The sequence below is a fragment of the Streptomyces sp. NPDC033229 genome (genome assembly GCF_055576875.1).
The window spans coordinates 1-25,492 of record NZ_JBVIQR010000002.1 but is presented as its reverse complement, the minus strand read 5'-3'; the positions used below and the strand labels follow the sequence as shown (position 1 = coordinate 25,492).

General features: G+C 72.3%; 21 protein-coding genes and 1 pseudogene. 11 read left to right on the top strand and 11 right to left on the bottom strand.

All coding sequences use genetic code 11. The features are described from left to right. Positions 1–11 precede the first annotated feature (11 nt). Positions 12–803, bottom strand: a complete 792-nt coding sequence (locus ACZ53N_RS02005) for an alpha/beta fold hydrolase (RefSeq protein ID WP_469139052.1) — start codon at positions 801–803, stop codon at positions 12–14. 61 nt (positions 804–864) lie between these two features. Between ACZ53N_RS02005 and ACZ53N_RS02000 the strand changes: the two genes are divergently transcribed. Then, positions 865–1,215: a MerR family transcriptional regulator gene (locus tag ACZ53N_RS02000; protein WP_469139051.1), complete on the top strand. Its 351-nt coding sequence runs from the start codon at positions 865–867 to the stop codon at positions 1,213–1,215. A 157-nt stretch (positions 1,216–1,372) separates the two neighbouring features. Here the strand turns inward: ACZ53N_RS02000 and ACZ53N_RS01995 are convergent, their stop codons facing one another. The 5 genes from ACZ53N_RS01995 to ACZ53N_RS01975 all read right to left on the bottom strand — a co-directional run bounded on the left by ACZ53N_RS01995 (position 1,373) and on the right by ACZ53N_RS01975 (position 5,818). Then, positions 1,373–2,140: a succinate dehydrogenase iron-sulfur subunit gene (locus ACZ53N_RS01995; protein WP_356453444.1), complete on the bottom strand. Its 768-nt coding sequence runs from the start codon at positions 2,138–2,140 to the stop codon at positions 1,373–1,375. After that, positions 2,140–3,894, bottom strand: a complete 1,755-nt coding sequence (gene sdhA, locus ACZ53N_RS01990) for a succinate dehydrogenase flavoprotein subunit (protein ID WP_469139050.1) — start codon at positions 3,892–3,894, stop codon at positions 2,140–2,142. Before sdhA ends, ACZ53N_RS01995 begins: the two co-directional genes overlap by 1 nt. A gap of 20 nt (positions 3,895–3,914) precedes the next feature. Further along, the gene (locus tag ACZ53N_RS01985) at positions 3,915–4,391 is read right to left on the bottom strand and encodes a succinate dehydrogenase hydrophobic membrane anchor subunit (RefSeq protein ID WP_184733302.1); all 477 of its coding nucleotides are present in this window, start codon (positions 4,389–4,391) and stop codon (positions 3,915–3,917) included. A 6-nt stretch (positions 4,392–4,397) separates the two neighbouring features. Further along, positions 4,398–4,778: a succinate dehydrogenase, cytochrome b556 subunit gene (gene sdhC / locus ACZ53N_RS01980; protein ID WP_469139049.1), complete on the bottom strand. Its 381-nt coding sequence runs from the start codon at positions 4,776–4,778 to the stop codon at positions 4,398–4,400. A gap of 287 nt (positions 4,779–5,065) precedes the next feature. Further along, positions 5,066–5,818, bottom strand: coding sequence for a 2-oxo-4-hydroxy-4-carboxy-5-ureidoimidazoline decarboxylase (locus tag ACZ53N_RS01975; protein ID WP_469139048.1), 753 nt, complete (start codon positions 5,816–5,818; stop codon positions 5,066–5,068). A 332-nt stretch (positions 5,819–6,150) separates the two neighbouring features. Between ACZ53N_RS01975 and ACZ53N_RS01970 the strand changes: the two genes are divergently transcribed. The 7 genes from ACZ53N_RS01970 to ACZ53N_RS01940 all read left to right on the top strand — a co-directional run bounded on the left by ACZ53N_RS01970 (position 6,151) and on the right by ACZ53N_RS01940 (position 15,128). Then, entirely contained in the window at positions 6,151–7,731 is a 1,581-nt protein-coding gene (locus ACZ53N_RS01970; RefSeq protein ID WP_469139356.1) for a beta-N-acetylhexosaminidase, read from the top strand. A gap of 127 nt (positions 7,732–7,858) precedes the next feature. Continuing rightward, on the top strand, positions 7,859–9,922 hold the full coding sequence (locus ACZ53N_RS01965; RefSeq protein ID WP_469139047.1) for a glycosyltransferase: 2,064 nt from the start codon (positions 7,859–7,861) through the stop codon (positions 9,920–9,922). 321 nt (positions 9,923–10,243) lie between these two features. Beyond that, on the top strand, positions 10,244–11,221 hold the full coding sequence (locus ACZ53N_RS01960) for a DUF4328 domain-containing protein (RefSeq protein ID WP_469139046.1): 978 nt from the start codon (positions 10,244–10,246) through the stop codon (positions 11,219–11,221). A 34-nt stretch (positions 11,222–11,255) separates the two neighbouring features. After that, positions 11,256–11,915: an RNA polymerase sigma factor gene (locus ACZ53N_RS01955; protein ID WP_469139045.1), complete on the top strand. Its 660-nt coding sequence runs from the start codon at positions 11,256–11,258 to the stop codon at positions 11,913–11,915. Then, positions 11,915–12,955, top strand: coding sequence for a hypothetical protein (locus tag ACZ53N_RS01950; protein WP_469139044.1), 1,041 nt, complete (start codon positions 11,915–11,917; stop codon positions 12,953–12,955). The genes ACZ53N_RS01955 and ACZ53N_RS01950 overlap by 1 nt, the downstream gene beginning before the upstream one ends. 311 nt (positions 12,956–13,266) lie before the next feature. Next, positions 13,267–14,865, top strand: a complete 1,599-nt coding sequence (locus ACZ53N_RS01945) for an acyl-CoA mutase large subunit family protein (RefSeq protein WP_469139043.1) — start codon at positions 13,267–13,269, stop codon at positions 14,863–14,865. A gap of 50 nt (positions 14,866–14,915) precedes the next feature. Beyond that, positions 14,916–15,128, top strand: coding sequence for a hypothetical protein (locus tag ACZ53N_RS01940; RefSeq protein WP_362217905.1), 213 nt, complete (start codon positions 14,916–14,918; stop codon positions 15,126–15,128). A gap of 240 nt (positions 15,129–15,368) precedes the next feature. On the opposite strand, the gene ACZ53N_RS01935 is transcribed toward ACZ53N_RS01940, so the two are convergent. Together ACZ53N_RS01935 and ACZ53N_RS01930 are read right to left on the bottom strand one after the other, a co-directional pair. Then, positions 15,369–16,553, bottom strand: a complete 1,185-nt coding sequence (locus ACZ53N_RS01935) for a glutathionylspermidine synthase family protein (RefSeq protein ID WP_469139042.1) — start codon at positions 16,551–16,553, stop codon at positions 15,369–15,371. A gap of 6 nt (positions 16,554–16,559) precedes the next feature. Further along, positions 16,560–16,904 carry a hypothetical protein gene (locus ACZ53N_RS01930; protein ID WP_469139041.1) on the bottom strand — a complete coding sequence of 115 codons (345 nt, stop codon included), beginning with the start codon at positions 16,902–16,904 and terminating at the stop codon, positions 16,560–16,562. A 106-nt stretch (positions 16,905–17,010) separates the two neighbouring features. Between ACZ53N_RS01930 and ACZ53N_RS01925 the strand changes: the two genes are divergently transcribed. After that, positions 17,011–17,847 (top strand): DMT family protein, encoded by an 837-nt coding sequence (locus ACZ53N_RS01925; RefSeq protein WP_469139355.1) that lies wholly within the window; start codon positions 17,011–17,013, stop codon positions 17,845–17,847. Between the two features lie 31 nt (positions 17,848–17,878). Here the strand turns inward: ACZ53N_RS01925 and ACZ53N_RS01920 are convergent, their stop codons facing one another. Continuing rightward, positions 17,879–18,604 carry a potassium channel family protein gene (locus tag ACZ53N_RS01920; protein WP_469139040.1) on the bottom strand — a complete coding sequence of 242 codons (726 nt, stop codon included), beginning with the start codon at positions 18,602–18,604 and terminating at the stop codon, positions 17,879–17,881. Positions 18,605–18,608: 4 nt separating this feature from the next. Beyond that, positions 18,609–19,970 carry a TrkH family potassium uptake protein gene (locus ACZ53N_RS01915; RefSeq protein ID WP_469139039.1) on the bottom strand — a complete coding sequence of 454 codons (1,362 nt, stop codon included), beginning with the start codon at positions 19,968–19,970 and terminating at the stop codon, positions 18,609–18,611. Positions 19,971–20,403: 433 nt separating this feature from the next. Between ACZ53N_RS01915 and ACZ53N_RS01910 the strand changes: the two genes are divergently transcribed. Both ACZ53N_RS01910 and ACZ53N_RS01905 read left to right on the top strand, forming a co-directional pair. Next, positions 20,404–24,315, top strand: a complete 3,912-nt coding sequence (locus ACZ53N_RS01910; RefSeq protein WP_469139038.1) for a polymorphic toxin-type HINT domain-containing protein — start codon at positions 20,404–20,406, stop codon at positions 24,313–24,315. A gap of 46 nt (positions 24,316–24,361) precedes the next feature. After that, positions 24,362–24,784 carry a hypothetical protein gene (locus ACZ53N_RS01905; protein ID WP_469139037.1) on the top strand — a complete coding sequence of 141 codons (423 nt, stop codon included), beginning with the start codon at positions 24,362–24,364 and terminating at the stop codon, positions 24,782–24,784. A gap of 172 nt (positions 24,785–24,956) precedes the next feature. Here ACZ53N_RS01905 and ACZ53N_RS01900 read toward each other — a convergent pair. Continuing rightward, positions 24,957–25,307, bottom strand: a pseudogene (locus tag ACZ53N_RS01900) (nitroreductase/quinone reductase family protein); the annotation flags it as partial. Positions 25,308–25,492: the final 185 nt, after the last annotated feature.

Sequence of the window (25,492 nt, the reverse complement as noted above, 5' to 3'; positions counted from 1 at the left end):
CAGAGCGCCTGTCACAGGCCGTGCTTGGCCAGGAAGTCCGTGATGAGCTTCTGCCACTCCTCGGGCCGCTCGGCCATGGGGACGTGGCCCGCCTCGATCTCGGCGTACTCGGCGCCGGGGATCCGCTCCGCGAGCACCCGGGAGTTGGCGGGCGAGACCAGCGTGTCCAGGGTGGTGGCGATGACCAGGGTGGGGACAAGGATCCCGTCGAGGTCACCCGTGGTGTCGGCGGTCCCCACGAGGGACGCCTGGTCGGCGGTGCCGTCCGGGACACCGGCGGCGATCTGCTCGTAGAAGGAGTCGAGCTGCTCGGTGGGGACGGCGTTGAAGAACGGATCGCTGAAGGCGCTGAGGGAGACGAAGCGCGCGAACGTCTCCCGGTCCCCGTCGGCCAGCAGCTTGAGCCAGATGTCCAGGGATGCCAGCATCCGGTTGTCGGCCTTGGCCAGACCGGCCGTCAGGACCAGTCCGCGCACCCGGTCCGGGTACCGGGCGGCCGCCCGCACGGACACCAGGGTGCCCAGCGAGTAGCCGACCAGGGTGAACGTCTCCAGGCCCGCCTCGGTGGCGGAGGCGACCACGGCGTCGGCGAGACCGTCGAGGGTCAGCGGCTCGCTCGCGCGGGGCGTGCCGCCGGAGCCGGGGTAGTCGGGGGCCACCACGGTGTGCCGCTCGGCGAGGGCCGGCAGGATCGGCAGGTAGTTTCCCTCGATGCTGCCGCCCGCGCCGTGCGCGAGCAGGAGGCCGGGGCCGGATCCGTGGACGGTGGTGGCGAGGGGCGTGAGAATCTGTGTCTGTGTCATGGGCCGGAGGTTGCCGTATGACATCAGTGTCAAGGTCAAACGCGGGTGGGGAAGTCGCGCGATGCGGATCGGTGAACTGTCACGGCGTACCGGGGTGAGCCCCCGGCTGCTGCGCTACTACGAGGGTCAGGGCCTGCTCGTCTCCGAGCGGGACTCCAACGACTACCGGCGCTACGGGCCCGACGCGGTCGAGCGGGTGGCCCGTATCCGTGAGCTCCTTGCCGGTGGCCTGACGACGGAGGCCATCCGTGACCTGCTGCCCTGCACCGAGGGCGGCCCGGGGCTGCTCGCGTGTGAACACTCCGTCCAGGTGCTGGACGGGCAGCTGTCCCGTGTGGAGGAGCAGATGGCGGAGCTGGCGCGCAAGCGGGACGCTCTGCTGGGGGTGACGTCGACGCTGCGGTCGGCGTAACCGGGGCTCCGCCCCGGACCCCGGTCCTCAAACGCCGGGCTCAATTTTGAGCCCGTCCGGCGATTGAGGACACCGCGCGCAGCGCGGCAACGGGAACGCCCGAGGGCCCCGCTCCAAGGATGGAGCGGGGCCCTCGTCGTCCACAGCGGACCGCAGGTCAGAAGCGGCGCGTGATCAGCGCGCGCTTGACTTCCTGGATCGCCTTCGTGACCTCGATGCCACGCGGGCAGGCGTCCGTGCAGTTGAACGTCGTGCGGCAGCGCCAGACGCCGTCCTTGTCGTTCAGGATCTCCAGCCGCTGCTCGCCGGCCTCGTCGCGCGAGTCGAAGATGAAGCGGTGGGCGTTGACGATGGCCGCCGGGCCGAAGTACTGGCCGTCGTTCCAGAACACCGGGCAGGACGACGTGCACGCGGCGCACAGGATGCACTTGGTGGTGTCGTCGAACCGCTCGCGGTCCTCCGCCGTCTGCAGGCGCTCACGCGTCGGCTCGTTCCCCTTGGTGATGAGGAACGGCATGACGTCGCGGTACGCCTGGAAGAACGGCTCCATGTCGACCACGAGGTCCTTCAGGACCGTAAGGCCCTTGATGGGCTCGACCGTGATCGGCTTGGCGGGGTTGATGTCCTTGATCAGGGTCTTGCACGCCAGGCGGTTCTTGCCGTTGATCCGCATGGCGTCGGAGCCGCAGATGCCGTGCGCGCAGGAACGCCGGAACGTCAGCGTGCCGTCGTGGTCCCACTTGATCTTGTGAAGACCGTCGAGGACCCGCTCCTTGGGGTCGATCTCCAGCTGGAAGTCCTGCCAGGTCGCCTGGTCGGAGATCTCCGGGTTGAACCGGCGGATCCGGAAGGTGACCGTGATCAGGTGCGCGGGGGCCTCGGACTCGGCCGAGGCCGCGCTCTTCTCGAGCGTCGGGGTGCTCATCAGTACTTACGCTCCATCGGCTGGTAGCGGGTCTGGACGACCGGCTTGTAGTCGAGGCGGATCGAGTCCTTGCCGTCCGCGTCGACCTCGCGGTACGCCATGGTGTGCCGCATGAAGTTGACGTCGTCGCGGTTGGGGAAGTCCTCGCGGTAGTGACCGCCGCGGGACTCCTTGCGCGCCAGCGCGGACACGGCCATGACCTCGGCCAGGTCGAGCAGGTTGCCCAGCTCGATGGCCTCCAGCAGGTCGGTGTTGAACCGCTTGCCCTTGTCCTGGACGGAGACGTTCTGGTAGCGCTCGCGCAGCTCGGCGATCTTCTCGACGGCCGTCTTGATGGTCTGCTCGGTGCGGAACACCATCACGTTGGCGTCCATGGTCTCCTGCAGCTCCTTGCGGAGCTCGGCGACCCGCTCGTTGCCGGTGGAGTTGCGCAGCCGCTCGACCTGGTCCGCGACGAGCTGCGCCGGGTTCTCCGGCAGCTCGACGTAGTCGGCCTTCGCGGAGTACTCGGCGGCCGCGATGCCCGCCCGCTTGCCGAAGACGTTGATGTCCAGCAGCGAGTTGGTGCCGAGGCGGTTGGCGCCGTGCACGGAGACACAGGCGACCTCGCCGGCGGCGTACAGGCCGGGGACGACGGTGTCGTTGTCGGCCAGCACCTCACCCGCGACGTTGGTCGGGATGCCGCCCATGGCGTAGTGCGCGGTGGGCTGGATCGGGATCGGGTCCGTGTAGGGCTCGATGCCGAGGTACGTACGCGCGAACTCGGTGATGTCCGGGAGCTTGGCGTCGAGCTGCTCCGGCGGCAGGTGGGTGAGGTCGAGGTAGACGTGGTCGCCCTCGGGACCGCAGCCACGGCCCTCGCGGATCTCCGTGTAGATGGAGCGCGAGACGACGTCTCGCGAGGCGAGGTCCTTCATGACGGGCGCGTACTTCTCCATGAAGCGCTCGCCGTCCTTGTTGCGGAGGATGCCGCCCTCACCACGGGCGCCCTCAGTCAGCAGGATGCCCATGCGCCAGATGCCCGTCGGGTGGAACTGGAAGAACTCCATGTCCTCCAGGGGCAGGCCACGGCGGTAGCAGGCGGCCTGGCCGTCACCGGTCAGGGTGTGGGCGTTGGAGGTCACCTTGAAGAACTTGCCGGTGCCACCGGAGGCGTAGATGACGGCCTTCGCCTGGAAGACGTGGATCTCGCCGGTGGCGAGCTCGTAGGCCACCACGCCGGCCGACTTCTTGACGCCGTCGACCTCGGTGATCAGCTGGTCGAGGACGTAGAACTCGTTGAAGAACTCCACGCCCTCCTTGACGCAGTTCTGGTACAGCGTCTGGAGGATCATGTGGCCGGTGCGGTCCGCGGCGTAGCAGGACCGGCGGACCGGGGCCTCGCCGTGGTTACGGCTGTGACCGCCGAAGCGGCGCTGGTCGATGGTGCCGTCCGGGGTGCGGTTGAACGGCAGGCCCATCTTCTCCAGGTCGAGGACCGCGTCGATGGCCTCCTTCGCCAGGATCTCGGCGGCGTCCTGGTCGACCAGGTAGTCGCCGCCCTTGATCGTGTCGAAGGTGTGCCACTCCCAGTTGTCCTCTTCCACGTTGGCCAGCGCGGCGGCCATGCCGCCCTGCGCGGCACCCGTGTGGGAGCGGGTCGGGTAGAGCTTCGTCAGGACCGCGGTGCGGCTGCGCTTGGTCGACTCGATGGCCGCGCGCATGCCGGCGCCACCGGCGCCGACGATGACGGTGTCGTACTTGTGGATCTTCATGGTCGCGTCAGCCCCGGGCTCTAGCGGATGTTCGGGTCGAAGGTGAAGATCACCAGCGTGCCCAGCAGGACGGTGAACACCGTGGCCGCGTACAGCAGGTTCTTCAGCCAGAAGCGGGTCTTGGGCCGCTCCGCGTAGTCGTTGATGACCGTGCGCAGGCCGTTGGCGCCGTGCAGCATGGCCAGCCACAGCATCAGCAGGTCCCAGCCCTGCCAGAACGGCGAGGCCCAGCGGCCGGCCACGAAGGCGAAGCCGACCTTGCTGACGCCGCCGTCGAGGACCAGCTGGATCAGCAGGTGGCCCAGGACCAGGACGACCAGCACGACGCCGGACAGCCGCATGAACAGCCAGCCGTACAGCTCGAAGTTGGTGCGGGTCGACTTCGGCGTCTTCTTGGTGCGCTTGCGGGGCGGCTCGATGACCGGCGCCGGATTGTCCACGTCGTACAGGCTCACGCCCTCGACGGGATCGACCGCGGAAGAGGTGTCAGCGGACATCAGACGTCAGCTCCCGAACAGTTCGCGTGCGGCGTGCCCGAGGACGGGGTACAGAGCCCCGGCCATCAGCACGATCCAGATGCTCATGACGGTCCAGAGCATCTGCTTCTGGTACTTCGGGCCCTTGGACCAGAAGTCCACGGCGACGACGCGGAGGCCGTTGAGCGCGTGGAAGAGGATGGCGGCGACGAGGCCGTATTCCATCACGGCGACGATCGGTGTCTTGTACGTCGCGACGACGTCGTCGTATGCCTCGGGCGAGACACGGACGAGCGCGGTGTCGAGGACGTGCACGAACAGGAAGAAGAAAATGAGGACGCCGGTGACTCGATGAGCCACCCAGGACCACATGCCTTCCCGGCCGCGGTACAGCGTTCCAGCCGGCACGGAAAACCCTCCGGGAGCGGGGATTGGGGCCTGCCGGCTTCACTGTCAGCGGGCCCGGCCGGGTACGGTCCACCGGCCCTGGCCATCGTAGCGACGCCTTGTCGGTTCGGTCTCGCGGGGTATGTCAGGTGTGATCAAACAGGCACGTACGGCCTAGCTATCGGGGGGCCGAGGCCTTGGCGAGGCGTCCGGTCCGTCCCAGCGTGTCCGATACGGGTGGGGCTTTTGTCAGGATAGGTGCGACTTCCGTCTGCCGCTCATACGAGTCCGATCTTGCGACCAAAACGTCACCGACGGCTCTCCTGACACTCCCGCGGATCCCATGCGGGACCCCCGCCGCCGGGCACGAGGGTGCCTTCGGCCAGCCGGGTGAGGCGGCCGCGGGCGAGGCGGCGCAGCTCCCCGGCGGCGATGGCGTGCTCCTCGTGGAGGGTGCCCGCGAGCCGGACGGCCAGGGCCGAGAGCAGCCGGCCGGGGGCCTCCTCGGGGCGGCAGCCGTCCAGGCAGATCACGAAAACGTGGCCGAATCTGCGCTCGTAGGCGGCGTACGCGGCCCGTAACGCACCGGCGGCGCGCGCCTGCGAGGGGGTGAGCGAACCGGCGGCCTCCGCGGCGAACGCCTCAAAGAGGTCGGCGCGGCCGAGGGCGCGGGCCGCGGTGTCGGCGGCGGCCAGCAGGGCGTCCGGGGCGGGATAGGGACGGTGGGCCACGACCCGCCTGGCCCAGCGGCGGCTGCCGCAGCAGACGAGGAGAGCGGCCTCGGCTTCGTCCGGGGCCGCGGCGTTGAGCCGATCGAGTCCGTCGAGTCGGCCGAGTCCAGCGAATCGGCCGAAGCGGCCAGAGCGGTCGAAGCGGTCGAGGTCGTGCAGCGTGGGCTCCTCGGAGGACGGGCGAAGAGGGACAGGCGGGGCACACGGGCAGCAGCGGGCTGGCCGGAGGCAGCGAGGAGGAGTAACGAGAAAGGGGCAGAAAGATGGCAGGACCGGGCAGTACGGGGCGGGAGTGACGAACTGCGGCGGGAGCGACGGCCGGGACGCCAAGCTGAGACGTCATCGACGCCAACCCGAGACGTCACGACGTCAAGGTTTACGCCACGGTAACGATGCATCTCAGCCACTGTCCGACGGATGCGCGAATTTCATTCGGACGAGAGGGGTTTCGGGCGCGTAGTCGACGCCGGGAGCGGTGAAGGGCAATACCTTCGCCCCAGAGTCGCACCAAATAGGAGATTTGCTCCATGGGACTACCTGGCAGGATCACCCGCGCTCCGCTCGCCCGCGTTCAGATCATCCGCGCCCGGACCGCCCGCGCTCAGAGCGCCCGTGCGCCGCTCGCCCGGGGACTCGTGGCGAGCCTCTCCCTCGTCGCCACCATGAGCCTCATGGGCTGCCCCGGGAGCGACGGCGGCGCGAGCGACGCCCCGACCAGGCTCGACTCCCGGTCCCCATCCAGCGCGGCGAGCTCCCCCGGCACCTCGGCCGCCGCGACCTCCTCCGCCCCGTCCTTCGCCGCCGTCCCGGCCGGGCCCCCGCGCACCATTCCCTCCGTGCGGTCCTTCACCGCGGGCAACGGCCCCGGCTGGCGGCCCACGACCGGCGCCCGGGTCGTCACCGACCCCGGCGGCCCGCTCGCCGACGAGGGCCGTCGGCTCGCCCAGGACCTGAACCTCGCCTCCTCCGGCGGCCCCGCCCGCGCGGGCGACATCGAGCTGGCCCTGCGCCCGGGCCAGAGCGGCGGCTCCGAGGGGTACGAGCTGACCACCCGTGACCGCAAGGTCCAGATCACCGGTGCGGCCGAGGCGGGCGTCTTCTACGGCACCCGGACCGTCGTCCAGGCCGTGCGCTCCGGTGGCGGGGTTCCCGAGGGCGTCGTGCGCGACAGCCCCGACCGGCCGCAGCGCGGCCTCAACCTCGACACCGCGCGCAAGCACTTCCCCGCCGAGTGGATCGAGGCCCGGCTGCGCGAGATGGCCGACCTCAAGCTCAACATGCTCGGGCTGCACTTCTCCGACGACCAGGGCTTCCGCATCGCGAGCGAGTCCCACCCCGAGGTCGTCTCCGCGCAGCACCTCACCAAGGCCGAGGTCCGCCGGATCGTCGCGCTCGCCGGGGAGCTGCACATCACCGTCGTCCCCGAGCTGGACTCCCCCGGCCACCTGGGCGCGGTGACGGACGCCCACCCCGCCCTGGAGCTGCGCAACCGGGCCGGGACGCCCGCCGAGGGCGCGGTCGACGTCACCCGGCCCGAGGCCGCGCGCATCGTGGACGACCTGCTGCGCGAGTTCGCGCCCCTCTTCCCCGGCCCGTACTGGCATCTGGGGGCCGACGAGTACCGTGCGCTGCTCGCGAAGGACCCGCAGGCCTCCTATCCGCGCCTGGCCGAGCAGGCCCGGGCGAAGTACGGGCCCCAGGGCCGTATCCAGGACCTGGCCACGGGCTGGCTGAACGACCGGGCCGCCGTCCTGCGCTCCCTCGGCAAGAAGGCCAAGGCCTGGAACGACGGTTTCTTCAGCGGTGGTGCGGTCAGCGCCGACAAGGACATCGAGGTCGAGTACTGGACCGGCAAGGAGCTGGGGGCCCGTGAGCCGCTGGAGTACCTGAACGAGGGACGCCCGGTGGTCAATCTCAACGACGAGTACCTCTATTACGTCCTCGGCGAGCCCAACCAGTTCCGCTACCCCACCGGGGAGCGGATCTACGAGCAGTGGTCCCCGGCGGTGCTGCGCGGCACGAGCGCCGTACCGGCGAACCTCGCCGGGCCCTCGCGGATCCTCGGCGGCCGGCTCGCCGTCTGGTGCGACCGGGCGGGCGCACAGACCCCGCAGCAGGTGGCGAACGGCATCCGGCTGCCGCTGGCGGCGCTCGCCCAGCGGCTGTGGGACCCCCGCCCGCCGACCCTGCCGTGGAGGGACTTCTCGGCACTCGCCGGGCGTGTCCGGGCGCCGGGGGCTTAGCCTCCGGGGGTGAACCACGTGGGCCGTCCCTTCGTCACGCGGATACGGAAGGACAGATTCGGGATGCCCGCGTACTCTCCACGGCGGAGTGCGCGCACGCGCGCCCGCGCATCTGAACGAGGGCCCGATGAAGATCGAATTCCTGCTTCACAACGCGTACGGGATCGGCGGCACGATCCGCTCGACCGTCAACCTCGCAGCCGCCCTCGCGGACCGGCACGAGGTGCGGATCGTCAGCGTCAACCGCCCCGTGGACGAACCAGAGCTGGCCATCGATCCACGGGTGCGCCTGACCCCCCTCGTGGACCTGCGCGAGGGCACCGAGGGCGACGAGTACACGGCCCCGCGGAACCAGCAGCCGAGCGAGATCTTCCGTGACGAGCGCATCGACAACGGCCGGATGGCCGCGACCGCCCTCACCGACGAGCGCGTCGCCGCCCACCTCGCCGCCACCGACGCCGACGTCGTCATCGCCACCCGGCCCAAGCTCATCGGCTATCTCGCGAAGTACGGCAGCGACCGCTATCTGCGCCTCGGCCAGGAGCATCTGACCCACGAGGCGCACGTCCCCGAGCTGCACGCCGTGATGGACCCGGCGATCGCCGCGCTGGACGCCTTCGCCACCGTCTCCGAGGCCGACGCCGGGCACTACCGGGACGCCCTCCCCGGCGCCCACGCGAAGATCCTCTCCATTCCCAACGCCGTGCCCGCCCCCGCCGCCGAGCCCTCCACCGGCGACTCGAACACGATCGTCTCGGCCGGCCGCCTCGTGGGCGTCAAGCGCTACGACCGGCTCATCGCCGCCTTCGCGAAGATCGCCGCCGAGCGCCCCGAGTGGAACCTGCGGATCTACGGCCGCGGCCCCGCCAAGGCCAAGCTGCGCAAGCAGATCGAGGAGCTGGGCCTGTACGAGCGGATCACGCTCATGGGCGCCCGTTCGCCCATCGAGACCGAGTGGTCCAAGGGTTCCGTCGCCGCCGTCGCCTCCGACGCCGAGTCCTTCGGGATGACCATCGTCGAGGCCATGCACGCGGGCCTGCCCGTCATCGCCACCGACTGCCCCTACGGCCCGCGCGAGATCCTCACCGACGGCACCGACGGCGTGCTCGTCCCGCTCGACGACGCGGACGCCGTCGACGCCTACGCCGACGCCCTGCTGAAGCTCACCGGCGACGCCGAGCAGCGCCGCCGCCTGGGCGCCGCCGCGCGCGAGACCGCCCACCGCTACGAGCCCTCGCGGATCGCCCAGCGCTACGAGGAGCTCTTCGAGGAGCTGCGCCCGGGGTCGACGGCCGAGAGGAAGAAGGGGCTGCTGCGCGGTCTCTTCGGCGGCGGACGCCCCAAGGCCGCCCCGGCCCCCGCGCCGCAGACCGACATCGCCCACCCCGTGGCCCGCTGCGCCGTCGAGGCCGACGGCACGCTGACCGTCCGGCTGCGCGCCGAGCAGCTCACCGACGCCGACACCCATGTGCTGCTGCGGCACCGCGGCACCAAGGGCAAGGAGAGCGTGCGCGCCGAGCTGACGGGCCGCCGTGAGCCGGGCGGCTGGGCCGAGGCCCGCTTCGCGTGCGCGCCGCTGGCCGAGGGCCGCTGGGACAGCTACGTCGAGCGCCCCGGCGACAAGTCCCGCCGCCGGCTGGCCGCCGGGCTCGTCGAGCAGAAGGCGCTGCTGACGCTGCCGCTGGCGGCGACGGCCGACGGCGTCGCCGCGCGCGTGCCGTACGAGACGAGCGACGGCTTCCTCGCGGTGCGCACCTGGCTGCGCCCCGAGCACGCGGAGGTCACCGAGGTGCGGGTCGGCGAGGAGGGCGTCACGCTCACCCTCGCCGCCCACGGCACGACGTTCGGCGAGGGCGCCGAGATCGTCGCCCGGCTGCGCGGCGGCGACGGTTCGGTGGGGGACGTGCGCGCACCGCTCGCGGGCGGCTCGGGCTGCCTGCCGTACGGGCCGATGGAGACGCGGCGCGGCGACGAGCAGGATCTGTGGGACCTGTGGGTGCGCCCGGCGGCGGGGGCCGCGCTGGTGCGCATGGGCCGGATCGGCGGGGACTTCGCGGACCGCAAGGGCATCGACACCTTCCCGGCGGCGACCCGCGGCGCAGCGGGAGGGGTGCGGCTGCGCCCGTACTTCACGGTGACCAACGACCTGACGATCACCGTCAAGGACGTCACCGACGAAGCGGCCGAATAGCAGGGGCGGCTCCGGACGGAGGACGGCCGGAGCCGCCACCCCCCACAGGAGAGGCTCCGGCCGCCGTCCGGTGCGAACCATGGAGTGGCCCGCACTACCTACAGCGCCACGACCCGCGATTACGTCACACCCGCCATCGGAATCGATCGCGCCGTGGAGACGGGGGTGGTGTGGACGCGGCCGGGCCCCAGCCCGTAACGTGCCCTTTTCCGCGCCTGGTGGGCGCGATCGTCACTGACTTTTCCCGGTGGCCGGGGTCACGGCCACATCCCCTGGGGGCTGAAGAAGATGTATCCGTGCGGTCACTGCCGCGCTGTCGCCGTGGGCCCGGACGGCCGCTGCGCGGCGTGCGGCTCCTATCAGCAGGCACCGCAGCCGATGGGCATGCCGGCCCCGCCGTACCCGTACGCCGGGGCGCTGCCCGTCGGCGGCGTGGACCTGCGCCGGGGGGTGCGGATCGCGCTGACCGTGCTTCTGTGGCTGAACGTGCCGATGCTGATGCTGGTCATCGGGGCGCGCGGCAAGCACCGGGCGGCGATGCAGGACTTCCTCGACTCGGGACTGTCGCTGTCGGCCGGGCGCGAGCTCGACGACGCGGAGGCCTTCGCCGTCGGCATGGACTTCGTGTATCTCCTGGTGATGGCCGCCACGGCGGTGCTCTGGGTGATCTGGTTCCGGCGGGCCCGGCTCAACGCGGAGTACTTCGCGCCGGGCACGCACCGGTTCACCTCCGGCTGGGCGGTGGGCGCGTGGTTCACGCCGGTCGTCAACCTGTGGTTCCCCAAGCAGATCGCCAACGACATCTACCGGGCGAGCTCCCCGGCGGGCCCGCAGAACGTCCGCAAGGGGCTGCTCAACTCCTGGTGGACGCTGTGGACGGCGGCCATGGCGTTCAGCCTCATGGGGTCGACCACCTACTCGGTCGCCTCGGCGAAGATCCGGGCCCGGGGCTACGACGCCTCCGATGTCGAGGGCGACATCCACACCCTGATGACGGGCGCCTCCTTCACCATCTTCTCCCGGCTGCTGCTCCTCGCCGCCGCGGTGCTCGCGGCGCTGCTCGTGGGGCAGCTGACGAAGATGCAGGAGCAGCGCGCGCTGGCCGGGCCGCCTGCCGGGTTCCCTCCGAACGGATATCCGCAGGCCGGTTTCGCGCAGCCCGGTTACCCGCCCGTCGGCGCTCCGCAGCCCGGATTCCCCGGTTACCCGCCCGCACAGCCCGGTCCGCAGCCTGGTTCCCCGTACGGCCCCGGCGGCCCTGCGCAGAATCCTTTCGGCAGCGGTCCGGCGGGCTACTGAAGTTCGGTTTCCACCAGTGGGGCAGGATGAAGGCGTGCAGGGGGACGACGCTGAGCTGACCGTCGCGGTGCGTGCGGCGCAGGACGGGGACGAGACGGCATTCCGTACCGTCTACCGGTCCGTGCACCCGCGGCTGCTCGGATACGTGCGATCGCTCGTCGGTGACGCGGACGCCGAGGACGTGGCGTCCGAGGCGTGGTTGCAGATAGCCCGGGACCTCGCCCGGTTCTCCGGGGACGCCGACCGCTTCCGCGGCTGGGCGGCCCGGATCGCCCGCAACCGCGCGCTCGACCACATCCGGATGCGCGGACGGCGCCCGGCCGTCGGCGGCGACGAGAGCGAGCTCGCGGGCCGCCCCGCCGACGCGGACACCGCGGGCGAGGCCCTGGAGTCCCTCGGCACCGGCCGCACCCTCGCCCTGATCGCCCAGCTCCCGCAGGACCAGGCCGAGGCCGTCGTGCTGCGCGTCGTCGTCGGACTCGACGCGAAGAGCGCGGCGGGCGTGCTCGGCAAGCGCCCCGGCGCGGTGCGCACCGCCGCGCACCGGGGCCTGCGGCGGCTGGCCGAGCTGGTCACTGCCGGTCCCGGCCCGCAGTCGGCCGACCAGATCCCCGGACAGCGGCAGTCCTCTCCCGGAGCAGGCGGTTCTGCGGGTGTGACGCAATTGCGGCCGCGGACGCAGAAGGACATGTGATGGCGGACGACCACCGGTACGACTGGCTGGATGACGATGCCGTGGAGCGAATGCTGCGCGGCGGAACGGTCGACTCCGCAGCTCTGGACAAAGACACCCGCCCCGTCGCCGAGCGGCTGGCCGCGAGCCTCGCCGACCTGCGGCCCCCGGTGCTGCCGGAAGCCGGGGCCGACGGGCCGCTGCCCGGCGAGGAGGCGGCGCTCGCCGCGTTCCGCGCGGCCCGGGCCGAAGGCGCCCCGGGCGCACGGGCGTCGCTGCGCTCGGTGCGCGGCGGTGCGTCGGGGGCCGCCGCGGATAACGACGAGCCTGTCGTGCGGCTCGCCACCCCTGCCCGGACCCGGTCGTTCCTGCGCCGCCCCGTCAAGGGCGCGCTGGCGCTGGCCCTGGCCGGGTGCGCGCTCGGCGGGGTCGCGGTCGCCGCCGGAACGGGCGTGCTGCCGGGCCCCTTCGGGAGCGCGGGCAGCGCACCGGCGCCCGCCACCAGCGTGTCGGCGGCCGAGGACCGTGACACGCGCACCCTCGCGCCCGGCATCGACGATCACGGCGCCACGCCCTCGCCCGGCGCCACCGGCACCCGGCGACCGGGCGAGAGACCCTCGGCGTCCGGCTCCGCGACGCCGGGCCACGGCTCGGCCACCGGGCGGGACGGCAAGGACGACGGCCCCGGTAGGAGCCCCTCGGCCACGACCGGACCGGACGACGACCGCGCCGGGACCGGCAAGGGCGGCAACGCCAAGCAGGACCCCAAGGCCTACGCCCGGGTCTGCCGCCTGCTGCTGGCCCGTCAGCGCGTCGACGAGGACGAGGTCCGCACCCTGGAGCGCGCCGAGGGCGGCGCGGCCCAGTTGCGCGCCCTGTGCCAGCGGATCCTCAAGAGCGGCACCGTCCCCGACTGGGACGAGGCCCACCGCACCTCACGGCCCGTTCCGCACTCGCGCAGCGGCTCGCACACCCGGCCGCCGACGCTGCCGGTGCCTCTGCCGCCGGCGCTCCCGGCACCCACCGCGGCGACGCCGGTGCTCGACATCCTGGCCCGCTGACCGCACTCCGCTGCCGCGGATTCGCCGGATTCTTCCGACGGTGTGACGTTCGGTGTGACGTTTTTCGACCCGGTGACGCAGAAGGGAGTGGGCCGACTGGTCATCGGCCGCGCATGAGCTGGAGTTCCCCCAACAGCCGGCTCTGCGCACCCGGCGCGGGCGGGGCTCTTCCCCCGGCCCTGCCCGCGCCCCCCTCCCTCCCCGGGCGGGGTGCCCGTGCGCGCCCCCGCCCCCGCCCGCTCCCCCGCCGCTACAGTCGCGTTGCACAGGCTCTGGTGGTTGCCGGTGACGGCGGCGGGAGGCGTGAACACATGGCACGCGAGTCGGACGGCACGTGGACGAACGAGTCGGGACTGCCCGTCGAGCCGGTCTACGGGCCGGGAGCGCTCGACGGCTGGGACCCCGCCGAGAAGCTGGGCGAGCCCGGCGCGTTCCCCTATACCCGCGGCGTCTACCCGACGATGTACACCGGCCGCCCCTGGACCATGCGGCAGTACGCGGGCTTCGGCACGGCCGCCGAGTCCAACGCCCGCTACCGGCAGCTCATCGACCACGGCACGACGGGCCTGTCGGTCGCCTTCGACCTGCCCACCCAGATGGGCCACGACTCGGACGCGCCCCTCGCGAGCGGTGAGGTCGGCAAGGTCGGCGTCGCGATCGACTCCGTGGAGGACATGCGGACGCTGTTCGACGGCATCCCGCTCGACAAGGTCTCCACGTCGATGACCATCAACGCCCCGGCGGCCCTGCTCCTGCTGCTCTACCAACTCGTCGGCGAGGAACAAGGCGTCCCGGCCCGGCGGCTGAACGGCACCATCCAGAACGACGTCCTCAAGGAGTACATCGCGCGCGGGACGTACATCTTCCCGCCCAAGCCGTCGCTGCGGCTGACCGCGGACATCTTCCGGTACTGCGGTGCCGAGATCCCCCGGTGGAACACGATCTCGATCTCCGGCTACCACATGGCCGAGGCGGGAGCCTCGCCCGCGCAGGAGATCGCCTTCACCCTGGCCGACGGCATCGAGTACGTCCGTACGGCCGTGGCGGCGGGCATGAACGTCGACGACTTCGGCCCGCGGCTGAGCTTCTTCTTCGTCTCCCGGACGACGCTGTTGGAGGAGGTCGCGAAGTTCCGGGCGGCCCGGCGGATCTGGGCGCGGGTGATGCGCGAGGAGTTCGGCGCGCGCGACCCCAAGTCGCTGATGCTGCGCTTCCACACCCAGACGGCGGGGGTGCAGCTGACCGCGCAGCAGCCCGAGCTGAATCTGGTGCGGGTGGCCGTCCAGGGCCTCGCCGCCGTCCTGGGCGGCACGCAGTCGCTGCACACGAACTCCTTCGACGAGGCCATCGCCCTGCCCACCGACAAGTCCGCCCGCCTCGCCCTGCGCACCCAGCAGGTCCTCTCCCACGAGACCGACGTCACGGCGACGGTCGACCCCTTCGCGGGCTCGTACGCGGTCGAATCGCTGACCGACGACGTGGAGCGGGCCGCGCTCGACCTGATGACCCGCGTCGAGGACCTCGGCGGCGCCGTCGCCGCCATCGAGCAGGGCTTCCAGAAGGGCGAGATCGAGCGCAACGCCTATCGCATCGCCCGGGAGACCGACAGCGGCGAGCGCGTGGTCGTGGGCGTCAACCGCTTCCAGCTCGCGGAGGAGGACCCCTACGAGCCGCTCCGCGTGGACCCGGAGATCGAGGCCCGCCAGGCCCGGCGCCTGGCGGAGCTGCGCGCCGGACGCGACGGCCGGGCGGTCGAGTCCGCGCTGTCGGACCTCAAGCGCGCGGCACAGGGCACGGACAACGTCCTCTACCCGATGAAGGATGCCCTGCGCGCACGGGCGACGATCGGCGAGGTGTGCGGCGCGCTCCGCGAGGTCTGGGGCACCCACGTACCGACGGAGTCGTTCTGACGCCCGTCCGGAGCGCCGGTGGTCCCGCCGCGCTGCGTCACACTGGTGTCATGTCCTCTCCCCGCCGTACATGTCCCGTCTGTGCCCGTGAGATCGCCGTCGTCGGCGGTCGCTTCGCGCGGCACGATCCGCCGGGCCGCCGTTCCTCGTTCGAGCTCATCTCCTGCCCGGGGTCGCGGAAGTCCGCGCCCCTGCTGTCGACGGCCCCCCGGCTCTTCGACCCGGACGAGCCGCCGACGCGGGGGCAGCAGCAGCTGTTCTGACGTCCGCTGTGTCCGGCGGATCATGGGGCGCACCACCGCTGCGCGGCGGTGTCCTCAAGCGCCGGACGGGCTGTTATCGGCTGAGCTCAGCCACATCAAGCCCGTCCGGCGTTTGAGGACGCGCCCGCAGGGCGCCCGCCGCCGCAGGCGGCCACGCGGGCCATAGTCGAGATCCGCCGGTCAGGCGAGAAGCGGCACAGTGGCCGGCAGTCGAAGGCCCGCCGGTCAGGCGAGAGGCGGTCAGAGGATCACGTGGGGCAGGAAGCGCGCGTAGCCGTCCGTGACCAGGCCGGAGGACTCCCGGATGCCGAGCCCCGCCGCCTCGTCCTCGACGACCCACGCGCCGAGCACCACGCGGTTGCCGTCGAAGTCGGGCAGCGGCGCCAACTCCTGGTAGCAGCAGGCCTCGTCGCGGGCGGGCGCGGCGGAGCCCGGTTCGTGGACGGTGACGCCCGCGCCCTCACGGCCCAGCAGCGGCTTGGCGACGTAGCCACGGCCGTGGGCCAGCTCGCGGGGGCCGTCGAGGTAGGCGGGCAGCAGGTTGGGGTGGCCGGGGAACAGCTCCCACAACACCGCGAGCAGGGCCTTGTTGGACAGCAGCATCTTCCACGCGGGCTCGATCCACAGCGTGGAGCCGGTGCCGCCGCCGTTGTCGAGGGTGTCCAGGACGTGCGGGCCGAAGCGGTCCGTGGCCAGCCACTCCCACGGGTACAGCTTGAAGCAGGCCCGTACGAAGCCGTACCGCTCGTCGACGAAGCGGCCGGAGAGCCGGTCCCAGCCGATGTCCTCCATCGAGATGGCCCGGGTGTCGAGGCCCGCCTGTTCGGCCGTCTCGCGCAGATAGGCGACCGTCATCAGGTCCTCGCCCAGCTCGTCGTCGGCCGAGTGCGCGAAGTACAGCGGCGCGCCGGGCGGCAGCAGGGGGGCCTGGCGCTTCCAGGAGTCGACGAGCCGCTCGTGGAGGGAGTTCCACTGGTCGGCGTCGGGGAAGCGGTCCTCCATCCAGAACCACTGCGGGCTCGCGGCCTCCACGAGAGAGGTGGGGGTGTCGGCGTTGTACTCCAGCATCTTGGCCGGGCCGTCGCCGTCGTAGCGCAGGTCGAACCGGCCGTAGACGGACGGCAGTTCGGCGCGCCGCCGCCAGGACTCGGCGATCAGGGCCGCGAGGCGCGGGTCGGTGACGCCGAGGTCGGCGAAGCGGCCGGTGTCCACGATGTGCGCGGCGGCGGCCAGGCACATGCCGTGCAGCTCCTCGACGACCTCCTCGAGCTCCTCTATCTCCGCCAGCTCGAAGGAGTAGTACGCGCTCTCGTCCCAGTACGGCCGCAGGGAGCCGTCCGGGTAGCGGGTGAGGGGGTAGACGAGCCCCTGCTCCTCGACGATGGTCTGCCAGCCGGGCCGGGGCTCTGTGCGATGGCGGCGCATGCTCGCTCAGCCACCGCCCGAGCCGGAACCGGAGCAGCCGAAGCCGCCGCGGTCGACGGCCTGGCTCTTGCTGAACGTGCCGCGGTCGGAGAAGCCGCCGGACTTGCTGCCGTCGTAGTACCAGCGCCCGGAGGAGGAGCCGCCGCTGCTTCCGCCGCTGCCGCTGCCGCCGCCCTTGCCGCACGCCTTGGAGTCGACGACCTTGTAGCCGCGCGAGACGTCGTAGCTGTTCGGGTCGACGCAGCGCCTGTCGGGTTCGGAGCCGCAGGAGGTCAGGGCGGTGGCAAGGACTCCCATTCCGCCCAAGACGACCGTACTGGACCGCAGTCGTCGTCGTTCCTTCGCTGCCATGTGGCTGACCCCCGTCAACTCGGACCGATTGAAGTCCGTTCACCCTAAGGGGCGCGTCCCGGCATCGGAACTCAGGGCGTTCTACAGTCGGTATGTGCTTTTGGGGATGATCTGCGCGCTCGGTTCGGCGGTCTGCTTCGGCACCGCGTCCGTCCTCCAGGCCGTCGCGGCCCGGGCCGTCGCGCCCGGCAGCGGCTCGGGCGTGGACACGGTGCTGCTGATGCGCGTGCTGCGCCAGTGGCGGTATCTGGCGGGTCTGGCCCTCGACGCCCTCGGCTTCGCACTGGAGCTGTTCGCCCTGCGCCACCTGCCCATCTACGCCGTCGGCGCCGCGCTCGCCGCGAGCCTCGCGGTGACGGCCGTGGTGGCCTCCCGGGTGCTGCGGGTGCGGCTCAGCCGCGTGGAGTGGGCGGCGGTGGGCGTGGTGTGCGGGGGCCTGGCGATGCTGGGCCTGGCCTCCGGCGCGGAGGGCGACGAAACGGGCTCCCTCGCCCTGCGCCTGGGGACCCTGGGCGTCGCGGCCGGGGTGCTGGTCATGGGCGCGCCGGCCGGCCGGCTCCCCGGCCGGGCCCGGGCGGCGGCCCTCGGCCTGGGCGCGGGCATCGGCTTCGGGGTGGTGGAGGTCGCGGTCCGGCTGGCCGACGACGTCTCGCCGGGCGCGCTGGTCACCAACCCCGCCGCCTATGCCGTACTGCTCGGCGGCGGCGCGGCGTTCCTGCTGCTGACGTCGGCGTTGCAGCGCGGCTCGGTGACGGCGGCCACCGCCGGCATGGTCATCGGGGAGACGCTCGGTCCGGCGCTGGTGGGCGTGGTGTGGCTCGGCGACCGCACCAGGCCGGGCCTGGCCCCGCTGGCGGTGGCGGGCTTCGCCTTGGCGGTGCTGGGCGCGCTGGCGCTGGCACGGTTCGGAGAGGCGCCGGTGGTCGAGGAGCGCGGGCCGTAAAGGACCGGCACGTCCTTGAAGGCAGGGCGTCTCACATCATTTCGGCGAAGGTCTCCACGATCCGCGTCCGGCCGGTGACGATGATGATGTCCCCGGGCCGTACGACCGTCTCGGCCGTGGCGTAGGTGAAGTCCTCGCCGGCCCGCTTGATGCCGACCACCGTGATCCCGTACGTGGAGCGGATCTTGAGCTCACCGAGCGGCCGACCGGTGGCGCAGGCGGGTGCGACGGTCTTGGCCAGGGCGTAGTCGTCGTCGAACTCGATGAAGTCGAGCATCCGCCCGGTGACGAGGTGAGCCACCCGCTCCCCCATGTCCTGTTCGGGCAGCACCACATGGTGGGCGCCGACCCGCTCCAGGATCCTGCCGTGCTGGCGGCTGACGGCCTTGGCCCAGATGCGCGGGACGCCCGCGTCGGCGAGGTTGGAGGTGACCAGGACGCTGGCCTCCAGGGCGTCGCCGATGCCCACCACGGCCCGCGGGAACTCCGCCACCCCGAGCTGGGCCAGCGCCTCGGGGTCGGTGCAGTCCGCCGCGGCGGCGTGAGTCAGCTCGTCGCGCAGCCGCTGCACGAGGGCGGCGTCGCAGTCCACGCCCAGAACGTCCCAGCCGCGGCGCATCAGTTCGGTGCCGAGCGAGATCCCGAAGCGTCCCAGCCCGATGACCGCGACCCGCAGATCACCGGCGCCGGGGCCGTCGGCGGCGCCCCGCCGGTGCGTACGGCGGATGCGGCGCGGGCCGCGGCGCAGTCGGTCCATGTGACTAGCCAATGACGGGTCGCTCCTCGGGCAGCTGGTAACGGCGGCCGCGCACGCGCAGCGCGAGCGCGGAAGCGAGGGTGATCGGGCCGAGCCGGCCGAGGAACATCAGCGCGATCAGGATCAGCTGCCCGGCCGTCGGCAGGTCGCCGGTGATGCCCGTGCTCAGCCCGCAGGTGCCGAACGCCGAGGTGGCCTCGAAGAGGACGGCTTCCAGCGGCTCCTCGCTGATGGTCAGCAGGACGATGGTGGCGAGCATGACCGCGCCCACGCCCAGCAGCGCGACGGTCAGCGCCTGACGCACGACCGAGGGTGCGACCCGGCGGCCCATGACCTCCACCGCGGAGTCGCCGCGCGCCTCGGCGAGGATCGCCGCGGCCAGCACGGCGAAGGTGGTGACCTTGATGCCGCCCGCGGTGCTCGCGCTGCCGCCGCCGATGAACATCAGCACGGTGGTGCCGAGCAGGGTCGCGGGCTCCATCTCCCCGACGTCGACGCTGTTGAAGCCGGCCGTGCGGGCGGTGACGGAGTTGAAGAAGCCGCCTGTGAGCTTGTCGGGCCAGGACAGCGGCCCGAGGGTGCCGGGATTGCCCCACTCCAGCAGCAACGTGAAGGCGCCTCCGGCGGCCAGCAGGAAGCCGGTGGTGAGGAGGGTGAGCCGGGTGTGCAGCGACCAGCGTCGGGCGGACCGGAGAAAGGCGCCCGAGCGGGCGCCGCGCAGCACTTCGAGGAGCACCGGGAAGCCGATGCTGCCGAGGAAGCAGGCCAGGGCGATCGGCAGCATGACCCAGACGTCCTTGGCGTGGCCGACGAGATTGTCGGGGCGCAGCCCGAACCCGGCGTTGTTGAACGCCGATACCGCGTGGAACAGCCCGTGGTACGCCGCTTCCCCGATCGGCTGCCCACGGCCGAAACGGAAGCGCAGCGTCAGCCAGCCGCCGATCGTGAGCTCCACGGCGGCGGTGATGACGGCCACCCCGCGCAGGACCTTGCGGACGTCTCCGATGCCGAGGCTCTGCGTCTCGGCCTGGGCGGTCAGCTGGAGGCCCAGCCGGAGCCTGCCGGAGACGAGAAGCCCGAGGAGGGAGGCGAGGGTCATGATGCCGAAGCCGCCGAGCTGGATCAGTCCCAGCACCACGACCTCGCCGAAGGCGCTCCAGTGTCCGCCGGTGTCGACGACGGACAGCCCGCCGGTCATCGCGCCGGTCGCGGTGAACAGGGCGGTCAGCGCGCTCGTGGCCCGCCCGTTCTCGGCCGACGCGGGCAGCATGAGCAGCCCGGCCCCGACCGCGATGACCCCGACGAAGGCACCGACCAGCACCCGCGCCGGATGGGCCAGCAGCGCTGCCCACCGCGTGCGGTCCATGCCGTGCCCCTTCGCCTCCGACGCCGCGCACCAAGGTACTGGCAAGGCGGGACAAAGAGGGCATATGACTCGGGCGGAAAGGAGGCTCGAACGACGGCGGGCACCCGAAGGGCGCCATCGGCCCATTACCCGGGCACGCCTTTCCGAATGGCGGCCGTTTCAGCAGCCACGCAATCGGCGCGCGGCTTCATTTCCGCGCATAAGCATTGGATAAAGGGCCCACTCATAACGTATCACCCGGCCACCCCGACGCATAATCAAGTCCGTTGCGTCAGACGGAATTTCACCTTCCATATATAGCCAGTTGACGGCCCCTCACCAGCGCTTATGCTCAGCCGACCCATACATGGGCATCTCACAGCACGTTGGAAAGGCCGACTCGGTGAAGAGAAGTGTCTACTCCGCGAGAGCGAGAAGACAGGCGAATACCGGCATGCGCGGTGCGTGCCTGACAGTGGTGTCCCTGGCCCTTGTCGCGGGATTGCTCGGTACGAGCCCCGCAGCGGCCGACGCGGCGGGTGACGTCACCATCGTCAACCCCGTCCCGGCGACGGAACGCGGCCGGATAGTCGACCTGTGGAAGACCGGCGGTCCGGGCGTCAAGGCGGCTGCGGAAGCGGCCCTGTTGGGCAGTGACGCGGATGTCCGTCGCTTCCTCGACAGCGAGAAGGAACTCGCCGAACTGCACGACGACCGCGTGGCCACCGTCCAGGTGTTCACCCTGGGCGGCCGAGGGGTGCGCGAGGCCGCCAAGCAGGCCCTCGCCGGCACCCGGGAGGAGCTGCGGACGTTCCTGCGGAGCGGCTGGCAGGCTCCGATGGAGCAGGACCAGCGGGTCCGGGTCATGCAGATCGTCAGCGCGGGCGGCAGCGGTGTCCAGGAAGCCGGCAAGGCCGCGCTGGGCGGCACGCCGGAGGACGTCCGCAGGTTCCTCGACGAGGGCCAGTACCCGGCCCGGGAGGCCGACGACCGGGTACGGCTCATGCAGATCATGAGCGCCGGCGGCCCCGCGACGAAGGAAGCCGCCAAGGTCGCCCTCGCCGGTTCCATCGACGACATCCGGGAGTTCCTGGACGTCGGGCAGAACGTGGCCCGCGCCCGGGACGAGGAGCGCTCCACCGTCGCCCAGCTGGCCGAGCGCGCCAAGGAGGCCGGGAAGCTCGCCAAGCGGGAGACCGACGCCGCCAAGGAGGCCTCCGAGCGCGCGGTGATGGCCGCGAAGCTGGCCAAGGAAGCCGCCCAGAAGGCGGCCAAGGAGACCGAGGAGGCCCGTAAGGACTCCAAGCTGGCGGCGAACGCGGCGGGCCGGGCGGCGGAGGCCGCGACCGGTGCCGCCCAGGCCGCCCAGGAGGCCATCGGCGCGGCCCGCGCGGCCAACACCTCGGCCCGCATCGCGGCGAGCGCCGCGTCGCAGGCCGCCGAGGCCGCCGCGGGTGCCGCCGAGGCCGCGGCGCGCGCACGTGGCGCGGCGGCGAACGCGGCGACCGACGCGGGCCAGGCCTCGGCCGCCCGCAAGGCCGCCGAGGACGCCCGCAACGCCGCCAAGGGCGCACGGCTCGCGGCCGACGCCGCCGTGGCAGCGGGCGAGGCGGCGACCCAGGCCGGTGAGGCGGCGGCAGCCGCCGCCGGTGCGGGCGCCAACGCCACCGCCGCCGCGGACGCGGCCGACGAGGCCGGCAACTTCGCCGACGCCGCCGGTGCGCAGTCCGCCGTCGCCAGGTCGGCCGCGGCGGCGGCCCGCCGCCACGCACGCGAGGCGACCCGCGCGGCCAACGCCGCCCAGTCGCTCGCCCAGCAGGCCGCGGGCGCCGCCTACCAGGCGCGCGACGCCGCCACCTCGGCGGCCGAGCACGCGGAGAAGGCGGCGGAAGCCGCCGAGGAGGCCGCGAAGCACGCCGGTGAGGCGGCGAAGGCCGCCTCGGAGTCCACCGCCCACGCGACGGCCGCCAAGAAGGCCGCCGACGTGGCGTCCGGCGCCGTGGACAAGGCCCGTACGGTCCAGGAGATCGCCCGCAAGGTCGAGGACGAGGAGCTCAAGTCCCGTACCGCCGGGGCGATCGAGCAGGCCAAGGACCTCAAGGCCGCCGACGACGAGCGCAAGACCAAGGCCGCCGAGGGCGTCAAGGAGGCCAAGGCGCTCGACGAGGAGGCGACCCGGCTCGCCACCGAGGCCGCCAAGCCCGGTACGGACACCAAGCAGGTGGCCGAGAAGGGCCGTCGGGTCGCGCTGCTGGCGATGAAGACCCGTGGCCCCTGGAGCCGCACCGCCGCCGAGGCGGCACTCGCCGCCCCCGACGACGCGGTCCGTGACTACGTCCGCTCGGGCTGGAAGACGGCGGCGCAGCAGGACGAGCGCGCCCGCGTCGAGCGACTGGTCGACGAGGCCGACTCGGAGGCCGTGCGCAAGGCCGCGGCGGAGGCCCTCAAGGGCGACGCCGCGAGGATCAGCGAGTTCCTGCGCACCGGACAGCACCAGGCGGCGGTCGACGACTACCGCGTGAGCGTGGTCCAGATCGCCAACAACAGCAAGCGGGGCATCCAGGAGGCGGCCAAGGCGGCGCTGAAGGACGGCTCGCCGACGAAGCTGCGCGAGTTCCTGGGCGAGGGCCAGTACGCGGCCCGCGAGGCCGACGAGCGCGTCGAGGCCGTGCAGCTGATGAGTGCCGGTGGCGCCGAGCTCAAGGCGGCCGCCCGGGTCGCCCTGGAGTCGCCGCCGCTGCTGCTGCACGCGTTCATCCAGAACGGCCAGTTCAAGGCCGCGCGCAAGGACCAGCTCACCGCCACCCACGTGGCCGAGGTCAAGAGCCTCATCGCCGGGGCCTCCGTGGTCGCCGCGACGGCTCAGCAGAACGCGGCGGAGGCGGCGCGCGTCGCGGCCATCGCCCGTAAGGCGTCCGAGGAAGCCGACGGCTGGGCCAAGCAGGCCGCGGACTCCGCCAAGCAGGCCAAGGGCTACGCGGTGGACGCGCTGAACTCCGCCAAGCAGGCCGCGGCCTCGGCGGCCGACGCCGCCAAGTCCGCCAAGGTCGCCCGTGACGCCGAGGCCGCCGCCAAGCGCGACGCGCGTGAGGCGGAGACCTCCGCCGCCCGCGCGGCCGTCTCCGCCTCCTGGGCGCGCTCGTCGGCCGACGAGGCCTACGCCGCCAGGGACGAGGCCCGCGCCTCCGCCACGGCCGCGGGCAAGGACTCCGAGGCCGCGAACAAGGCCGCGGAGGAGGCCTACGAGGTCGCCGTCGCCAAGCAGCGCGCCGAGGACGAGGCCCGCCGCCGCGAGGAGCAGCTGCGCAAGGAGCGCGAGGAGGAGCTCCGTCGGCAGGCCGAGAAGGAGGACGACGGCTGGGGCTGGGGCGACTGGGGTCACCTCGCCCTCGACGTCGTGGGCGCCGTGCCCGGCATCGGCACCATCGCCAACGGCGTCAACTGCGCCTGGTACGGGGCCGAAGGCGACTACGGCAACGCCGCCCTCTCCTGCGCGGCCGCCATTCCGATCGCCGGTGAGGCCGCCACGGCCGCCAAGCTCGCCAAGTACGGCGACAAGGGCCTCGGGTTCATCAACGGTCTGCGGAAGGCCTGCAAGAACAGCTTCACGCCGGGCACGCCCGTGCTGATGGCCGACGGTTCCGTCAAGGCCATCAAGGACGTACGGACCGGCGAGAACGTCCTGTCGACCGACCCCGCGACGGGCCGCACCGAATCGCAGCCCGTCGACGGCATCATCGTCGGCAACGGCGTGAAGCAGCTGGTGAACCTCACCGTCGACACCGACGGCGACAAGGGCGACGCCACCGGCACGGTCACCGCGACCGCGGGTCACCCCTTCTGGCTCGCCGACAAGCAGGCCTGGGTCAAGGCCGGCGACATCAAGCCGGGCGGCCGACTGCGCACCGCGACCGGTGCGACGGTCGAGGTCACGGGCACCGACGCGCGGACGGCGACGCAGCAGGTCTTCAACCTCACCGTCAATTCCATCCACACGTACTACGTGCTCGCGGGCCGGACCCCGGTCCTCGCCCACAACGCCGAATGCAAGATCGACACCATCGCCAACGACTGGGCCGCCAAGGGCTTCCACGTGAAGCTGCCGGGCAAGGGCAGCGCCGGTGAGGTCTCCGTCTCCGCCGACAAGGCAGGCGAGATCCTCTACCGGTCCACGTTCTCCGGCAAGGCGGGCAAGGAGGCGCTGGCAGCGGCCAAGCGGAGCTTCGGCAACGCCGCGTTCCAGAAGAAGGCCCTGGAGGCGGCCGAGAAGGGGCTGAAGTACCTCAAGGAGAATCACAGCTTCAGCAATGAGATCCCCGGCCTGGAGCGCCTGGTGGAGACACTGAAGAAGCTCACCACTCCGTGAGTGGGCAACCGACGAGTGAGCAACCGATGAGTGAGGAGCGACCCTGATGAACGCCCTCCTGCGCTTCATGCGCACGGGAGAGCTGGGCGCCGCCGTCCCCGGCACCGACTACCGCGACCTCGTCGCGGCCTGGGGCGAGCCGGACGGCCTCGCCAGTGATGACCCGGTCTTCTGCCTGTACGGCGACGTACAGCTGGGGTTCTCCACCGAGGGCTCGCTCACCCACATCGCGGTCGAGCCCGACGGGGACACGGTCTCCGTCCCCGGTGACGGGGACACGTTCTTCGACGAGCGGGTCCCCCGCCTGTCGGAGGCACTGGCCCGACTGGCCGAGGACGGCTACGGCGCGACGAAGTGCGCGCCGTTCGTGCCGGACGAGACGTGGTGGCGGATCGACCGTTCGGGCGTCCTCGTCGCGGACGACCCGGACGACCACCTGACGGCGATCCTCCGGACGCTGAGCCCCTAGCCGGCATCACCGCATCACCGCATCACCGAAGTGAGCCCGAGCAGTCGCTGCTCGGGCTCACTGCTTTCCACGGCACGGCACACGTGCGGCCGGGTGCCCTTCTCGCGGCTCCGGCCTGGTATCGGCCCCCGGCCCGGTATCCCGGCGTCCTGGCGGTCCAGCCTCCCCGCCGTCAGCCCGCTCGCCCGGCCGGGGTGACCAGGACCAGGGGGATCTCCCGGGTCGTCGCGGTGCGGTAGGCCGCGTACGAGGGCATCGCGGCCACCACCGCCGGCCACAGCCGGGCCGCCTCGGCCGCCGTGGCCGGCCGGGCCGTCGCCGGGAAGGCGGCCGCGTCGACCTGGAGGGTGACGTCCGGGGTGGCCAGCAGGTTCAGGTACCAGGCCGGGTGGTGGTCCGCGCCCCCGTTGGAGGCGGTCGAGACGTACGCGTCCCCGTCCCGGACGTACGCCAGCGCCGTGCGGCGCAGCAGGCCGGACCTGCGGCCCCGGGTGGTCAGCAGCAGGTCGGCCACGCCGGGGCGGGGGCGGCCTCCGGCCTCCGGTCTCCTCGAAGCGACGGATGTGGTCGGCGACCCAGGGGGTCGGGTTGTCGTGGATCGTGTCGGTCATGCGGCTCTACCTTCTTCCTGGGTCTGCCCCAGCCATTCGTAGGGTTGTGGCACCCAGGGGAGCTGGGTGTGGCTTTCATGCGGCTGCCGTCCGTGGC

Bases quoted from the DNA above. Each gene is read 5' to 3' on its own strand.
- ACZ53N_RS02005 (WP_469139052.1), bottom strand. From the start codon at position 803: ATGACACAGACACAGATTCTCACGCCCCTCGCCACCACCGTCCACGGA.
- ACZ53N_RS01985 (WP_184733302.1), bottom strand. From the start codon at position 4,391: ATGTCCGCTGACACCTCTTCCGCGGTCGATCCCGTCGAGGGCGTGAGC.
- ACZ53N_RS01950 (WP_469139044.1), top strand. From the start codon at position 11,915: ATGGCGGACGACCACCGGTACGACTGGCTGGATGACGATGCCGTGGAG.
- ACZ53N_RS01930 (WP_469139041.1), bottom strand. From the start codon at position 16,904: ATGGCAGCGAAGGAACGACGACGACTGCGGTCCAGTACGGTCGTCTTG.
- ACZ53N_RS01915 (WP_469139039.1), bottom strand. From the start codon at position 19,970: ATGGACCGCACGCGGTGGGCAGCGCTGCTGGCCCATCCGGCGCGGGTG.
- ACZ53N_RS01905 (WP_469139037.1), top strand. From the start codon at position 24,362: ATGAACGCCCTCCTGCGCTTCATGCGCACGGGAGAGCTGGGCGCCGCC.
- ACZ53N_RS01965 (WP_469139047.1), top strand. From the start codon at position 7,859: ATGAAGATCGAATTCCTGCTTCACAACGCGTACGGGATCGGCGGCACG.
- ACZ53N_RS01935 (WP_469139042.1), bottom strand. From the start codon at position 16,553: ATGCGCCGCCATCGCACAGAGCCCCGGCCCGGCTGGCAGACCATCGTC.
- ACZ53N_RS01940 (WP_362217905.1), top strand. From the start codon at position 14,916: ATGTCCTCTCCCCGCCGTACATGTCCCGTCTGTGCCCGTGAGATCGCC.
- sdhA (WP_469139050.1), bottom strand. From the start codon at position 3,894: ATGAAGATCCACAAGTACGACACCGTCATCGTCGGCGCCGGTGGCGCC.
- ACZ53N_RS01920 (WP_469139040.1), bottom strand. From the start codon at position 18,604: ATGGACCGACTGCGCCGCGGCCCGCGCCGCATCCGCCGTACGCACCGG.
- ACZ53N_RS01925 (WP_469139355.1), top strand. From the start codon at position 17,011: ATGATCTGCGCGCTCGGTTCGGCGGTCTGCTTCGGCACCGCGTCCGTC.
- ACZ53N_RS01995 (WP_356453444.1), bottom strand. From the start codon at position 2,140: ATGAGCACCCCGACGCTCGAGAAGAGCGCGGCCTCGGCCGAGTCCGAG.
- ACZ53N_RS01945 (WP_469139043.1), top strand. From the start codon at position 13,267: ATGGCACGCGAGTCGGACGGCACGTGGACGAACGAGTCGGGACTGCCC.
- ACZ53N_RS01970 (WP_469139356.1), top strand. From the start codon at position 6,151: ATGAGCCTCATGGGCTGCCCCGGGAGCGACGGCGGCGCGAGCGACGCC.
- ACZ53N_RS01910 (WP_469139038.1), top strand. From the start codon at position 20,404: ATGCGCGGTGCGTGCCTGACAGTGGTGTCCCTGGCCCTTGTCGCGGGA.
- ACZ53N_RS02000 (WP_469139051.1), top strand. From the start codon at position 865: ATGCGGATCGGTGAACTGTCACGGCGTACCGGGGTGAGCCCCCGGCTG.